We start from the raw sequence: 13,887 nt of genomic DNA on the forward strand, positions 1-13,887 counted from the left end.
CACCCCGTCGACCCGGCGGGACAGGAACGGCTCGACCATCGCGACCAGTCGCGCGTCGGCGAGCTCGTCGACCGCGAGCGCGCACGACTCCAGGGTGGGGGCGGTCAGCTCGTCGGTGAGGTCGATCCGCAGCAGCATCTTGCCGCCGTCGAACCCGTACCTGGCGATCGAGAGCGCGTCGTAGCCGGTGAACCGGTCGTCGATCTCGAACGAGGCGCCGGCCAGGCCGCCGCGGTTCATCGAGCCGAACACGCTGCGGTCCTCCAGCGCGCCGAGCAGCAGCAGGTCCTCCAGGACGTCGGCGGTGCCGAGCACGCCGGTCACGCCGGGCCGGGCGAGCGCGGCGCACAGCCGGCGCAGCAGCTCGGTCCGGTCGGCCATGGCCAACGGGTCGGCCCCGGCCCGCAGGGAGCCGCGAGCCGGGTGATCGGCCGCGATCACCAGTGCCCGGCCGGTCGCGCCGACCGGCTCGGTCCGACGGCGGCGGGCCGCCGCGAGCTCGACGATCGCGCCGGGCTCACGCATCCGCCGGTCGGTGATCTCCCGGACCCGGTCAGTCCACACTGGACATCAACTCCTCGACCTCGGACGTTGTCGGCATTGCGTCCGAACAGGACAGTCGGGATGCGACGATCGCCCCAGCCGCGTTGGCGAAGCGCATGGTTCGTTCGGTGTCCCAGCCCGACAGCAGGCCGTGGCACAGGGCACCGCCGAACGCGTCGCCCGCGCCCAGCCCGTTGACCACCTCGACCGGCACCGGCGGCACGGACACCTCGCCGTCCTCGTCGACCGCGAGCACCCCGGCTGGGCCCTGCTTGACCACCGCGAGCCTGACCCCCATGTCCCGCAGGGCCCGCGCCGCCGCGCGCGGCTCCCGGGTCGCGACGGCGGTCTCGCACTCGTCGAGGTTGCCGACGGTCACGTTGACCTGTGCGAGCGCCGTGCGCACCCAGTGCCGGGCGTCCTCCCGCGAGGACCAGAACGCCGGCCGGTAGTCCAGGTCCAGCACGGTGATCTTGGCGGGGTCGTCGACCTGCCTGGCCGCCAGCGCGGCCAGCGTCGCCGAACGGCTCGGCTCCTGGCACAGCCCGGTGACCGTGGCCCAGAAGACGGTGGCCTCGCGCACCGCGTCGAGGTCGAGCTCGTCGGGGTAGATCTCCAGGTCCGGCGCCTTGGGATAGCGGTAGAAATAGATGGGGAAGTCGTCCGGGGGGAAGATCTCGCAGAACGTGACCGGGGTCGGCAGGCCTGCCACCCCGGCGACGAACCGGTCGTCCACACCGAACTCGCGCAGCGCCCGGCGGAGGTAGGCGCCGAACGGGTCCTCGCCGGTGCGGGTGACCAGGGCCGTGCGGTGCCCGTGCCGGGCCGAGGCGACGGCGACGTTCGCCGCGCTGCCGCCGAGGTACTTGCCGAACGACGTGACGTCGGCGAGCCCGACCCCGGTCTGCTCGGGGTAGATATCCACCCCGATGCGACCCATCGTGATCACCTCGAAGGTCACCGGTGCACCTCCACCCGACTCGACAGCGCGGCGTCGGCCCTGGCCAGCCAGTCCCGCCAGCTCGCGGCGGCGAACGCCGGCTCGGCCCAGGGCTGCGAGCATCGAACCATCCGCGTGCCCGGGCGATCCAGCCACCGCAGCACGACACCGACCTCCTCGGCCGGCGCGCCGCGCAGTGGGCCCGGTCCGGGCAGGACGGTCTCGGCCGAGGCGGCCAGCAGGTCGACGACCGGCATCGGCGGCACGCCGCGCCGGGCCACCCCTGCCGAGGCCAGCCGCCCGTGGCGCACCACCGCGAACTCCCAGCCGCCCGCGCCGTCCGGCCGGGCGGCGATCAGCTCGGGCACCGAGGCGAGCGCGGCCAGCCGCTGTCCGCGGTCCAGGGCGCGCACGAGCACGCGCATCCGGTCGCGGTCGAACCCGGCTTGCTCGAACCGCTGCGCGGCGGCCAACTCGGTGAGCCGGTCGGCCAGGCGCCGCAGGGGGTCCAGGCGTCGCCCGGCCACCAGCCCCAGGAACGCGACGGGCGCGGCGGCGTAGTCGTCGACGCTCTGGCGCCCGGCGCAGGGTGCGCCGCACCGGCCCAGCTCGGCCAGCGCGCAGGGGCGCGCGCTGGCGCGCTGGGCCGGGATCCGCAGCGTGCACGGACGGATGCCGGTGGCGTCCTGCAACGCGGTCATCGCGTCCTCGGCCAGCCCTCGGGAGCGGAACGGGCCGAGCGCGTCCTCCCGGGGCACCCGCACGAGCGACAACCTCGGGAACGCCTCGTCGGTGAGCGTGACCCACCAGGACTGCTTGGGGTTCTTCGAGCGTCTGTTGTAGGCGGGTTTGTGGGTGGACAGCAGCCGCAGCTCCCGCACCTGCGCCTCCAGCGGGTGCGCGCACACTACGTGGTCGACCCGGGTGGCGAGCGCGACCATCTCGCGCAGCCGCCTGCGGGTCTCGCTGGCGGTGAAGTACTGGCGTACCCGTCGCCTGAGGTCGGTCGCGGTGCCCACGTAGAGCACCTCCTCGCTCGGACCACGGAACAGGTACACCCCCGGCTCGGTGGGCAGGTCGGCGGCCATCGTCCGCTTGCGGCGCTGCTCGGGCGTCACCTCCGGGATGAAGTCGAGCAGCTCCTCGAGCGACTGCACGCCGACCGACCCCACCCGCTCCAGCAGGGCGTGGAACACGTCCACGGTGGCCCGCGCGTCGGCCAGCGCGCGGTGTGTCGGCCTGGTGCGCGCGCCGAGCAGTTCGGCGAGCAGGGAGAGCCGGCAGCTCGGGGCCTCCTCCCGGGTCAGCACCCGCCGGGCGAGCTGGACGGTGCACACGACCGTCGGCTTCGCCCACCGGTAGCCCAGGCGCAGGCAGGCCTTGCGGACGAAGTTGGTGTCGAAGCCCGCGTTGTGGGCCACCAGGACCGCGCCGGCGGCGAACTCGAGGAACGCCGGCAGCACCGCGTCCAGCCGGGGCGCGGCGTGGACCATGGCGTCGGTGATCCCGGTCAGCGAGACCACCTCCGGGGGGATGCCCCGACCCGGGTCCACCAGCGTCGCGAACTCGCCGACCACCTCGCCCCCGCGGATCTTCACCGCCCCGATCTCGGTGATCGTGTCCTCGTCGCTGACGCCCGTGGTTTCCAGGTCGAACACGACGAACGTGGTCGCCCGCAGAGGGGTGCCCAGCTCGTCGAAGGCGAGCTGGCCAGCCGGCTTCGTCATGGTTGGCCAAGCTAGGGGAGGGCACCGACAAAAGCCGTCGGGTGACCTGCTGTCCACCCCGCTAACCTGTGGGGATGGCGCCGTCACTCCACCCGGTCGGACCGGACGGGTTCGGGGACCTCCCCGAGCCCGTCGAGTCCACTGTGGACTGGTCGGCGCTGCCGGACGCGGTGCGCGCGCGGATGGCCGAGCTCGGCGCCGAGGCGATCGGGGCGCTGCCCCCGGTGGACATCCCCCAGCAGCTCCGCGCGGTCGCCCGGTTCACCCCGGCCAAACGCGCCAGGCTGGGCAGCGGGCCGATCATCGCGAACCTGCGCGGCTCGGTGGCCTTCCGCACGGCGGTCGTGGAGTGGTGCCGCAAGCACCGCCCGACCGCGCTCGACCTCCACGGGGACGACCCGGTCGCGGTGGCCGCCGCGGCGGTGCTGCTCGGCGACGACTCGGCCGGGCACTACCTCGAGCTGGTCTCCCGCCGCGCCTCCGACGCGACGCTGCGCGCCCAGCGCGACGCCGCGGTCGTCCGGGCCGACCGGGCCGAGACAGAGCTCGCGAAGCTGCGGGGCGAGCTCGAGTCGGTGCAGGACGCGGTGGCCAAGGCCCGGCAGGAGGCCGAGGTCGAGCTGGAACGGCTGCGCAAACGACTGCGCGAGCAGGGCGTGAAGCTGCGCGAGGCCAAGGACGAGGCGGCCAGGGCCGGCTCGGAGATCGAGCGCGTCCGGACCGAGGCGGACGCCGCGCTGGCGGCGCTGGCCGAGCAGCGCGACCGCGAGCATGAGCGGGCCGAGGTCGAGCGCGGTCGGGCGGCGCGTGCCGAGGCCGACGCCGAGATCGCCCGACAGGCCGCCCGGGAGGCCCGCCAGGCCGACGAGGTCCGCCTGGCCCTGCTTGTCGACACCCTGGACGGCGCGGTCACCGGCCTGCGCCGCGAGCTGGCCCTCGGCGGGTCCGGCCCGCGGCCCGCGGACCTGGTCCGCGGCGCCACCGAGGCCCAGGGCGCGGTCGGCCGGGTGGAGGACCCGGCCGCGCTGGAGCGCCTGCTCGCGCTGCCCACCGTGCACCTGGTGGTGGACGGCTACAACGTGACCAAGACCGGCTACCCCGAGCTGTCCCTGTCCGACCAGCGCGAACGCCTGATCCGTCAGCTGGCGGCGCTGGCCGCGCGCACGTCGGCCGAGGTCACGCTGGTCTTCGACGGCGCGGGCGTGGTGGCTGTGCCGACCACGGCGCCACGGGGGGTGCGGGTGCTGTTCAGTGACCCGGGCGTGCTGGCCGACGACGTGATCCGCGCGTTGGTCACCGCCGAGCCGGAGGGACGCCCTGTCGTCGTGGTGACCTCCGATCGCGCGGTTGCCGACTCGGTCCGCCGGCGGGGGGCGCACCCGGTTCCCTCGGCGGTCCTGCTCGCGCGGCTCGGGCGTAGCTGACACCCGTCGCGGCGGGGTGTTTTCGCGTGCCCGCGCCGGGAGTTCGCCGCAGGTTGCCAATTCACTCGTCCGGGGTATTCCTGGCCGTGGTTTCCACCTGATCCGCAGGTCAGGCGCCCTTTCCCGGTTCTGACGGCAGCGCCAGGCGGCGCGATTCACGCGTCGGCCGCCGGCCGCTGGCCCGGAATTGTCGGTGCTCCCTCCTAGCCTGCTCGTGGTGGACATCAGTGCGAAAGGAGCGGCAATGATCATCGACTGCGACAGCTGTGTGGTGCGTGGGCTCGCCTGTGGCGACTGCGTGGTGAGCGTGTTGTTGGGCGCTCCGCCGGCGATCGAACTCGACGCCACGGAGCAGCGGGCCATCGATGCCCTCGGTCGGGCCGGCATAGTGCCCCGGCTACGGCTCGAACCGATCGAGAAATCGGCGTGATCTGCCCGTCCGGAGGCCCGGTGCGCACCTGTCGCCGAACGGTCGTCGGCTGTCGCCGAACGGCCGAGCGTCTCCTGACAGGCCGGTGAACAGGGATGTTGCACTGATCACAGAGGGGAGTTGGCACTGCTCCATTGGTGTGGCGAGCGGTTCGAACCAAGTTTTTCGGGATGGCTGGTAGACGCGTGGACCGGCTTTTCGTAACCTGTCCGAGATCTCGCGGCCGACAGCGGCTCACCCCGAGGCCGCTACGCGGGATCACCGCCGAGTCAGCCCCGTTCCGGGGCTGGACCGGATCCCCCACGGATGGGGCGTGAGCACCGATCGCGGGCCCGCTGTAGCGGCCCCTCGCGGTCCGGAGAGGTGCTCTCACCCCTCGGCGGTCGAGGACGAAGGAGATCCACGCGACGTGGCGTCGCACCGCATGAAGCGCGCGTTCCGGGCTGCAGTCAGTGTCACCGCCGCCATCGCTGTGGTGAGCGTGTCCCCGTCTCCTGCCCTGGCGCTCCCCCCGGCCCAGCAGCAACCCCCACCCGACACCGCGTCGGAGGCTCTCGACCAGTACGAGAAGCTCACCGCGCAGGCCGAGCAGGTGAACGAGGACCTGCTCGCCGCCAAGACCGACCTGGACAAGAAGAAGGCGGCGCTCGCCCAGGCCAACGCCGACCTGGCCAAGGCCAGGCGGACCATGACGCAGGCCAAGGCCGACGAGGAGGCCTTCCGCGGCCAGGTCGACACCCTGACCAGCGCCTCGTTCCAGGGCGCCCGGTTCAACAAGCTCTCCGCGCTGCTCACCGGGTCCTCCGCCGAGGACTTCCTCGAGCGTGCCGCCGCGCTGGGCGTGCTCGCCTCGGACAACGAGGAGGCGCTGGAGAAGCTGACCGGCGCGGTGAACCTGGCCGCCGACTCGGAGGCCAAGGCCGCCGACGCGCAGGCCCGGGCGCAGAAGGCGACGACCGACGCGCAGGTGCTCACCGACAAGATCACCAAGACCAAGGACAAGCTCGACGACCAGATCGAGGTCGTCGAGGAGGCCTACGACAATCTGAGCGGCGAGGAGCAGCAGCAGCTCGCCGGCTCCGGCACCGAGGACGACAGCGTCTACCTCGGTCCGTCCGGTGCCGGTGGTCAGGCGGCCGAGGTCGCCATGGCGCAGCGCGGCAAGATGTACGTCTACGGTGCCGCGGGCCCGGACACGTTCGACTGCTCCGGTCTGACGATGTACGCCTACGCTGCCGCCGGCATCTCGCTCCCGCACTCCAGCCGCGCTCAATACGGGTACGGCAAGGCCGTGTCGCAGGACGACTTCCAGGTCGGTGACCTGCTGTTCTACGGCACGAGTGCGAGCACGATCCACCACGTCGCGATGTACATCGGCGACGGAACGCTCGTACACGCGTCCACGTCCGGGGTGCCGGTGCTGACCGCCGAAGCCCCCTACGGCGCGGGCCAGGACTACTTGGGTGCCCGCCGCATCGCCGGCTGAACCCGAAAAACCCCCGACTCGGGGCCGGTGCGCGTCGCGCACCGGCCCCGAGTCGCGTTTGCACTTAGCATCTACTCGTGACCAACCGGGGGAGCGTGCGGACCTGGCTCGGCGCCGCCGTGGCGGTCGTCCTGCTGTTCGGGTTGACGCTGGTCTCGATCCCCGGAACCGGTCAGGCGCCGGCACCGGGCCCCGGACAGCCGCTCGGTGCGGTCAGCCCGGCGCCAGAGGCCGACCAGACCCGGGCGGCAGCGGTCTCCGACCTGCTCGACCGGCGGGCGAGGGCAATGCGGGAGCGGGACGAGCAGGCGTTCCTCGCCACCCTCGACCCCGACGCCGACCCCGAGTTCGTCGCCGCCCAGCGGCGGCTGTTCGCCAACCTGGCCAAGGTCCCGCTGGCCGAGTGGTCCTACCGGCTCAACCCGGACGACGCGCTCGACATCACCGACCTGCCGGAGGAGGTGACCGGCGCGGCCGCCGAGGTGTGGGCGCCGGGCGTCGACCTGCGCTACGCGTTGCGCGGCGGCGACGTGACACCCACCCAGCGGGCCATGGGCTACCTGTTCGCGCGCCAGGGCGACCGCTGGTACCTGCACTCGGACAACGCGCTGGACCGGCTCGGTCGCCGCACCTGGCGCGGGCCATGGGACTTCGGCCCGTGCCTGGTCACCGCCACCGCGCACGGGATCGTGCTGAGCCACCCCGGCAACGAGCCGACGGTCAAGCGGCTCGCCGGTGAGCTGGACAGCTCGGTCCGCGCGGTCGGCGAGCTGTGGCCGACCCGCTGGTCGGAGCGGGTGGTGCTGCTGCTGCCGGACTCCCCGGCCGAGATGCGGGCCCTGGTCGGGGCGCGGGACTTCCCCGTGGACGCGGTGGTGGCGGTCGCCGTGGCCGACCGGGTGGACAACGCGAGCCGGGAGGTCACCGGCCAGCGCGTGGTGCTCAGCCCGACCGGGATGCGTGCCCTGTCGCTGTCCTCGCTGCGGGTGGTGCTGCGGCACGAGATCACCCACCTCGCGGCGCGGGCGGACACCGTCGACGGCTCGCCGACCTGGCTGCTCGAGGGCTTCGCCGACTACGTCGGGTACCGCGACAGCGGGGTCACGCTGGCCGAGGGCGCACCGGACCTGATGAAGCGGGTGCGCGACGAGGGGCCGCCGCGGTCGTTGCCGGAGGACCACGCGTTCCGGTCGAGCGGGCCCGAGCTGGACCTGGCGTACCAGGAGAGTTGGTCGCTGGCCAGGTTCGTGGCCGAGGAGTACGGCGAGGACACGCTCGTCAGGCTGTACCGGACGCTCGCCGGGGTCGGCGCCGTCTCCGCGCGGGCGACCGACAGCCTGCTGCGGCAGGTGCTGGGCATGGACCGCGCGGCGCTCGTCGAGGGCTGGCAGGGCTACCTGGCCGAGTCGCTCGAGTAGGGTTTGCCGGTGCCTCGGACCCTGGTGGTGACCAACGACTTCCCGCCCCGACCCGGTGGGATCCAGTCGTACCTGCACGCGTTGGCCACCCGGCTGCCGGACCAGGACATCGTGGTCTACGCGCCGTCGTGGAACCACGACTCGGCGGCTCAACGCGAGTTCGACGCGTCGCAGGCGTTCCCCGTGGTGCGCCACCGCGGCGGCCTGATGCTGCCGACACCCGACGTCGCCCGGCGGGCCAGGCAGATCCTGCGGGCCGAGCGGTGCGACGCGGTGTGGTTCGGGGCGGCGGCCCCGCTCGCCCTGCTCGCGCCGGCCCTGCGCTCCGCCGGAGCGCGGCGGGTGATCGCGAGCACGCACGGTCACGAGGTCGGCTGGTCGATGCTGCCGGTCGCGCGGCAGGCGCTGCGCCGCATCGGCTCGACCTGCGACGTGGTGACGTTCGTCAGCAAGTACACGAGGTCCAGGTTCGCCGCCGCGTTCGGTCCGACGGCCGCGCTGGAGTACCTCCCCTCCGGTGTGGACACCGAGCAGTTCCAGCCCAGCGTGGCGGCCCGCAAGGAGATCCGGGCGAGGTACGACCTCGGCGATCGGCCCACGGCCGTCTGCGTGTCGCGGCTGTGGCCGCGCAAGGGGCAGGACATGCTGATCCGGGCGCTGCCCCTGATCCGGCAGCGGGTCCCCGACGCGGCACTGCTCCTGGTCGGCGCCGGTCCCTACGAGGAGCGTCTCCGGGCGATGGCCGACCAGCTCGGCGTGCGCGAGCACGTGGTGCTGACCGGCCGCGTGCCCTGGGAGGAGCTGCCCGCGTACTACGCGGCCGGCGACGTCTTCGCGATGCCGTGCCGAACCCACGGCCGCGGCCTGGACGTGGAGGGCCTGGGCATCGTCTACCTCGAGGCGTCGGCGACCGGCCTGCCGGTGGTGGCCGGCCGTTCCGGCGGCGCACCCGAGACCGTGCTCGAGGACGTGACCGGCCACATCGTCGAAGGCCGCGACGTCGGCCAGATCGCCGACCGCGTCGCCACCCTCCTGGCCGACCCCGCCCTGGCCGCCGAGATGGGCGAGGCCGGTCGCCGGTGGGTCTCCCGCCACTGGCGCTGGGAGGGGATAGCCCAGCGGCTCTCCCACCTCCTCACCCCGTAGGCCGCCTCGGCCGGGTCGGGTCAGTGGGGAGCGACCAGGTCTGGAGCTGGGAGAAGTCCTCGAGGTCGTCGATGGAGGCTCGCCTGCCGGGCGAGGCGGCGTCCTCGGGGTGGGCCGGGGCGTCGGCATCGGCGGGGCTCGTTGGGGAGCCTCTGTTGCCGGCTGGGGCGTCGGTGACGGCGGAGCCGCCGAGCGGGGGGTGGGCCTGGGGATCGGCGGGGTCTCCCAGCAGGACTGGTGCGAGCAGGGCCTGGAGGGAGCGGGGCAGGGCGGCCGTGGCCTCGGCGAGTGCGGTGGCGGCGGCCTCCCGGCTGAGCTGGAGGATCTGGGCGGCGAGGGTTCGCGGCGGTCGGGACGTCGCCTCCGGTGGCAGCCTCAGGCCGGTGAGCCGGCCCTCCAGGTTCACCGTCACCGTGATGCCCTCGGCGGTGGCCGTGCACTCGGTTCCCGCCAGCGCGTCGGCCAGCGTGTCCACCTGGTCGTTGAGCTCCGCGGCGGCGGCCTCCAGCTGGTCCACCCGGTAGGACTCGTAGCTCACGGGTCCGTCCTCCAGGTCGGCGGTGTGGTGGTCTCGGCCCGTTCGGTCAGGTCCGCCGCCTGGTGCAGGCCCAGCGCGGCCAGCTCCGCCTCACCCAGCCCGGTGAGGGCCTCGCGGAGCGCGTTCTTCGTACGCTGGTTGGCCACCGCTGTCGCCTCGGCGACGGCCGTCACGATCGCGGCCGCCAGGCGGTCGGGGCCCAGGGTGAGGGCGCGCGCCTCGAGCGACAGCGACGACATGGTCCCGCCTGGGTGAACCTCGACGGTGATGCCCGCCGCCGACGCGCAGCCGGTGATCGCGCTCATCGCGGGTGCACCCCGCCGTAGAACGTCCCCGCCGACAGGGTGTGGGTGACCCGCCGCACCTGGTCGCCCGAGTTGCCCTCGATCAGCGTCACGGTGTCTCCGTCCACGCTCTCGACGATCCCGATGTGCGTGCTCGTCGCCGGGCTCGCCGGCCCCGTGCCGAACAGCAGCACGTCCCCCGGCCTCGCCTCGCCCAGGGCCTCGCGCCCGTAGGCCAGCCCGCGCTCCCGGCCCCACTCGTACACGTCCCCGGTGAACGGCAGCACCCCGATCTCCACCCCCGCTCGCCGCCAGACCCAGGTGGCGAAGTTCGAGCACCACGGGCCGGTCGGGCCGTACCTGTTCCGGTTGCCCGCCTCCTCCCGGTAGCCCAGCTCGCCGCGGGCCACGTTCCTGATCGCGTTGCGGAGCCCGGAGCGGGTGCGGGGCGGGCGCCCGACACCGCCCCGGTCCGGGCCGCGCCGGCGCCGGCGCGCCGGGTCGACGACGCCGTCGCGCTCCACCGCCCGCTCGAGCCCGCGCAGCTCCTCGGCGGCGTCCTTCAGCTGCGCCTGGACTACCCGTACGTGTCGGATCGACTCGTTCGTGTAGTTCCGGACGAGGTCGGCGACCTCGGCGGCGGCCCGCACCAGAGCCGCCCGGGCACCGGCCCCGCTCACCGCGCGTGCCGCGTCGATCAGCCGCGCCGCCCGGTCCGTGTACTCCTCGACCAGCGCGGCGACCGCGCGGTGGTTGGTCTCCAGCGAGGCGGCGGTGACCGCGACGATCTCCGCGCCCTTCGCCGCGGCGGCGGCCGTGCCGCCGAGCGCACCGGTCAGCCGGCGGGCCCTGCGGTCGAACCCGGCCGCGTTGCGCCCCTCCCACCAGGTCGTCGCCGCGGCCGCCCCGGCCCGGTGGTCGTCGTGGTGGCGTTCCAGGGCGCGCGCGGTCTCCGCCAGCGCGGCCTGGGCCCGGTAGGCGTCGTCGGCCTTGCCGGCCAGCCGGTTGCGGTGCGCGATCAGCTGCCCGGCTACCTCGCGGGCGACGGCCCTGCTCTCCATGACCCCACTGTCGGCCGACGTGCCGGGCCGGCCCAGCGGGAGTGCACGGAAGCGCACATCCCGTGCACGCTCAGGCGGGCGGGGCGGGTGCCGGCAGCGTGTGCACCGCGATCCCGATCCCCCGGTAGAACCGGGAGAGCCTGGGCTCCGGCGCCGGACCGGGGGTGATCGCCGCGACGCAGCGGCCACCGAAGGCCGCCCGCACCTTCGGGTACACCAGGGTGTCGGCCGCCGCGTGCTTGAGCCGCACCGCCGGCGAGCGGCGACCGGCGCCGTACTCGACGGCCACCGCCTCGGCCGCGTCGAACATCCGCGCCCGTCCCTCGGCGACCGCACGCTCCCTCGCCGAGGCGTGCAGCCGGCGCAGCAGCGCGGCGCCGGCCACGACCACGCGGGGCCGGAAGACACCGAGCTCCGTGCCGAGGTTCTCCTGCTCGGGCACGTGGCCGAGCGTGGTCCTGGTGTACACACAGGCCAGCGACAGCACCCGCGCGGACAGGTGGGTCAGCGGCAGCAGCACCAGCAGCGACCCGCCGGGCCGCAGCAGCGGCCGGAACACCGTGACCGTCGCGCGGACGTCGGCCAACAGCTCTCCGTGGGTGAGCTCGACCCGCTTGGCGTGCGCCGCACCCGGCTGATAGACCAGCGTGGCGATCGCGTCGACGCCGACCGCGAGCCGACGTTCGTGCGCGGCGTGCTCGTCGACCTCGGTGCCCAGCTCGGTCAGCTCCTCGACCGCCGGCACGATGTCCGCGCCGTCGTTCTCGCCGGCGTCGAGCTGCCATACCCAGCCGATCTCCGGGAGCCGGTCGACCATCCGGCGCAGCGTCTCCCGCTGCCCGGCGTGCTCGAGGACCACCGCGCAGGCGCCCGAGTCGGACAGGATCCACTCGACGTCCTCGGGTGGGGCGGCCGGGTCGATCGGTACCGTCTGGCAGCCCGCCGACCAGGCGGCGAAGTCGAACAGCGTCCACTCGTACCGGTTGCCGGCCAGCAGGGCGACCCGGTCGCCCGGTCGTAGGCCGGCGGCGATCAGGCCACGGGCGATGTCGTGCACCTGCCCGGCGAACTCGCGCGTGGTGACGTCCAGCCAGGAGCTGCCGGTCCGCCTGCGCAACCCGATCGTGCTCCCGAACCGTTCGGCGTTGGCCCGCACCATGTCGGTCAGGCTCTCCTGGTCGGTCACACCAGAAAGCTAGCGCGTGGCGGACCGTGACATGCTGCACGGGTGCCAGCGGTGGATGTGATCGACGAGACGTTCCTCGCGGTGCCGCCCACGACCGTGGCCGCCGCGTTCGCCGACCCCGGCTCGTGGCGGCGGTTCTGGCCGGACCTGCGGCTTTCGGTCTATGCCGACCGCGGTCCGGAGGGGCTGCGGTGGACGGTGGCCGGTGCCCTGGTCGGCACCATGGAGGTCTGGCTGGAGCCGGTGCTGGACGGCACCCTGCTCCACTACTTCCTGCGTGCCGACCTGCCCGAGGGCGCCCAGACCCGCCGCGGCGGGGTGACCAGGGAGAAGACCAGGCGCCAGCTCGCGGCGAAGGCCCTGGCACTGGACCTCAAGGCCGTCCTGGAGGACGGGCGGCCCCCCGGCTGCCCGCCGGCCAACTAACCTGGCCGCTGTGCGGGTACACGTGGTGTCGGACGTGCACGGCAACGCCGAGGCACTGGCCAAGGCCGGCGACGGGGCGGACGCGCTCGTCGTGCTCGGCGACCTGATCGACTTCGTCGACTACCACGACCACTCCGGCGGGATCCTGGGCGCGGTCTTCGGGCCGGAGAAGGTCGCCGAGTTCGCCCGGCTGCGCCGCAAGCGACTGCACAACGAGCTCGCCGAGTACTCCAGGAGCCTGTGGACGGGCATCACGGACCCGGCGGCGGTGGTCGAGGAGGCCGTGCGGGCCCAGTACCGCAGGTTGTTCGACGCGCTCCCGGCACCCGCCTACGTTACGCCGGGCAACGTGGACGTCCCGGCGCTGTGGCCGGAGTACGCGGGCGAGGGCGTGCGGATCCTCGACGGCGAGACCGTCGAGCTGGGCGGGCTGCGGTTCGGCTTCGTCGGCGGCGCCCTGCTGCCGCCCAACGTCCGTCCACGCCGGGCGGGGGTGTTCCACGCCTACCTGCGCACGTTCGAGGACTACGCGGCGGCGGTCGAGGGGCTGGGTGCGGTGGACGTGCTGTGTAGCCATATTCCGCCGGACGTTCCCGAGCTCACCTACGACGTCGTTGCCCGGCGGACCGAGTTCGGCTCGGCGGCCCTGCGGAAGACGATCCTGACGTGCCGTCCCCGCTGGGCGCTGTTCGGGCACGTGCACCAACCGCTGGCGCCGAGGATGCGCCTGTCCTACACCGAGTGCGTGAACGTCGGCCATTTCCAGCGCACCCAGCGGCCGTACGTGCTGCGCTGGTAGGCGGCCGGACCAGGTAATCTGCGCGGCATGGCCGATGAGTCCACCCAGTCGATCGTGGTCGACGCGCCTCCGCAGGAGATCATGGCGGTGATCGCGGACTTCCCCGCGTACCCGGAATGGGCGAACGCGGTGAAGAAGACCGAGGTCCTGGAGGAGGGGCAGGACGGCCGGGCCCAGCAGGTGCGGTTCACCCTCGACGCCGGCGCGTTCAAGGACGTCTACACCCTGGCCTACGACTGGGCCGCCGACGGGCTCTCGGTGAGCTGGACGCTGGTCAAGGGGCAGCTGCAGCGCGCGCAGAACGGGCGCTACCTGCTCACCAGCGACGGCACCAAGACCAAGGTCACCTACACGCTGGCCGTCCAGCTGGCCGTGCCGATGATCGGCCTGTTCCGCCGCAAGGCCGAAAAGATGATCATGGATATCGCGCTCAAGGAGCTCAAGCGCCGGGTCGAGGGCGCCTAACCGGCGGTGGACGA

The 13,887-nt window shown here is 73.6% G+C and carries 15 protein-coding genes; 8 read left to right on the top strand and 7 right to left on the bottom strand.

What is annotated here, in order from left to right:
* The 3 genes from BU204_RS14030 to BU204_RS14040 all read right to left on the bottom strand — a co-directional run.
* Positions 1-525, bottom strand: a 525-nt coding sequence (locus BU204_RS14030; protein WP_456297885.1) for a Cgl0159 family (beta/alpha)8-fold protein, incomplete at its 3' end; no start/stop codon positions are given.
* Between the two features lie 28 nt (positions 526-553).
* On the bottom strand, positions 554-1,504 hold the full coding sequence (gene iolC / locus BU204_RS14035) for a 5-dehydro-2-deoxygluconokinase (RefSeq protein WP_269844645.1): 951 nt from the start codon (positions 1,502-1,504) through the stop codon (positions 554-556).
* A complete protein-coding gene (locus BU204_RS14040) occupies positions 1,501-3,210 on the bottom strand; it encodes a DEDD exonuclease domain-containing protein (protein WP_075126103.1) in 1,710 nt (569 codons plus the stop codon). Before BU204_RS14040 ends, iolC begins: the two co-directional genes overlap by 4 nt.
* A gap of 74 nt (positions 3,211-3,284) precedes the next feature.
* Between BU204_RS14040 and BU204_RS14045 the strand changes: the two genes are divergently transcribed.
* From BU204_RS14045 to BU204_RS14065, 5 genes are all read left to right on the top strand, one after another.
* Complete coding sequence (locus BU204_RS14045; protein WP_075126104.1) at positions 3,285-4,634, top strand: NYN domain-containing protein; 1,350 nt, start codon at positions 3,285-3,287, stop codon at positions 4,632-4,634.
* Between the two features lie 244 nt (positions 4,635-4,878).
* On the top strand, positions 4,879-5,064 hold the full coding sequence (locus BU204_RS14050) for a hypothetical protein (protein ID WP_075126105.1): 186 nt from the start codon (positions 4,879-4,881) through the stop codon (positions 5,062-5,064).
* Positions 5,065-5,545: 481 nt separating this feature from the next.
* Complete coding sequence (locus tag BU204_RS14055; RefSeq protein ID WP_233160293.1) at positions 5,546-6,550, top strand: C40 family peptidase; 1,005 nt, start codon at positions 5,546-5,548, stop codon at positions 6,548-6,550.
* 77 nt (positions 6,551-6,627) lie between these two features.
* Positions 6,628-7,968, top strand: coding sequence for a peptidase MA family metallohydrolase (locus tag BU204_RS14060; RefSeq protein ID WP_198942873.1), 1,341 nt, complete (start codon positions 6,628-6,630; stop codon positions 7,966-7,968).
* Positions 7,969-7,977: 9 nt separating this feature from the next.
* A complete protein-coding gene (locus BU204_RS14065) occupies positions 7,978-9,114 on the top strand; it encodes a glycosyltransferase family 4 protein (RefSeq protein ID WP_143229505.1) in 1,137 nt (378 codons plus the stop codon).
* Here the strand turns inward: BU204_RS14065 and BU204_RS41925 are convergent.
* The 4 genes from BU204_RS41925 to BU204_RS14085 all read right to left on the bottom strand — a co-directional run bounded on the left by BU204_RS41925 (position 9,104) and on the right by BU204_RS14085 (position 12,183).
* Entirely contained in the window at positions 9,104-9,652 is a 549-nt protein-coding gene (locus BU204_RS41925; RefSeq protein WP_075126108.1) for a YbaB/EbfC family nucleoid-associated protein, read from the bottom strand. The two genes, BU204_RS14065 and BU204_RS41925, sit on opposite strands and share 11 nt — an antisense overlap.
* Complete coding sequence (locus BU204_RS14075; RefSeq protein ID WP_075126109.1) at positions 9,649-9,957, bottom strand: hypothetical protein; 309 nt, start codon at positions 9,955-9,957, stop codon at positions 9,649-9,651. Before BU204_RS14075 ends, BU204_RS41925 begins: the two co-directional genes overlap by 4 nt.
* On the bottom strand, positions 9,954-10,997 hold the full coding sequence (locus BU204_RS14080; protein WP_075126110.1) for a CHAP domain-containing protein: 1,044 nt from the start codon (positions 10,995-10,997) through the stop codon (positions 9,954-9,956). The genes BU204_RS14075 and BU204_RS14080 overlap by 4 nt, the downstream gene beginning before the upstream one ends.
* 70 nt (positions 10,998-11,067) lie before the next feature.
* The gene (locus BU204_RS14085; protein WP_075126111.1) at positions 11,068-12,183 is read right to left on the bottom strand and encodes an AMP-binding protein; all 1,116 of its coding nucleotides are present in this window, start codon (positions 12,181-12,183) and stop codon (positions 11,068-11,070) included.
* A 42-nt stretch (positions 12,184-12,225) separates the two neighbouring features.
* Here BU204_RS14085 and BU204_RS14090 point away from each other — a divergent pair, with 42 nt between their 5' ends.
* The 3 genes from BU204_RS14090 to BU204_RS14100 are packed head-to-tail and all read left to right on the top strand — an operon-like array spanning position 12,226 to position 13,873.
* A complete protein-coding gene (locus tag BU204_RS14090) occupies positions 12,226-12,609 on the top strand; it encodes a polyketide cyclase / dehydrase and lipid transport (RefSeq protein WP_075126112.1) in 384 nt (127 codons plus the stop codon).
* 10 nt (positions 12,610-12,619) lie between these two features.
* Positions 12,620-13,408 (top strand): metallophosphoesterase family protein, encoded by a 789-nt coding sequence (locus tag BU204_RS14095; RefSeq protein ID WP_075126113.1) that lies wholly within the window; start codon positions 12,620-12,622, stop codon positions 13,406-13,408.
* A 27-nt stretch (positions 13,409-13,435) separates the two neighbouring features.
* On the top strand, positions 13,436-13,873 hold the full coding sequence (locus BU204_RS14100; RefSeq protein WP_075126114.1) for an SRPBCC family protein: 438 nt from the start codon (positions 13,436-13,438) through the stop codon (positions 13,871-13,873).
* The last annotated feature ends 14 nt before the right edge of the window (positions 13,874-13,887 follow it).

Origin of the sequence: Actinophytocola xanthii (genome assembly GCF_001921205.1) — a bacterium.
Lineage (GTDB): Bacteria > Actinomycetota > Actinomycetes > Mycobacteriales > Pseudonocardiaceae > Actinophytocola > Actinophytocola xanthii.